Origin of the sequence: Rhodococcus sp. PAE-6, from assembly GCF_025290685.1 — a bacterium.
GTDB lineage: Bacteria > Actinomycetota > Actinomycetes > Mycobacteriales > Mycobacteriaceae > Rhodococcus > Rhodococcus pyridinivorans.
The window spans coordinates 1-267 of record NZ_JAOCLZ010000137.1; the positions used below are offsets into that span (position 1 = coordinate 1).

Sequence of the window (267 nt, forward strand, 5' to 3'; positions counted from 1 at the left end):
ATCCGATCCGCAAGGGCGAAACGATCCTGGTGGTGCTGCTCGCGCTGCACCGCGACCCCACACTGTGGGGCGCGGACCCGGAGCGGTTCGATCCGGATCGGTTCCTTCCCGCAACTGTGCGAGCGCGGCCTGCACACGCGTACACGCCGTTCGGCGTCGGTGCTCGCGCCTGTATCGGTCGTCAGTTCGCCCTACACGTGGCAGTGATTGCCTTGGCGCAGATCCTCACGCGCTTCGACATCGTGCCCAACACGGACTATGAGCTGA

At 65.5% G+C, this 267-nt stretch carries 1 protein-coding gene; it reads left to right on the top strand.

The genetic code is table 11. The annotated features are described in order from the left end of the window. On the top strand, positions 1-267 hold a 267-nt coding region (locus NVV99_RS26540; protein ID WP_260783305.1), incomplete at both ends, for a cytochrome P450.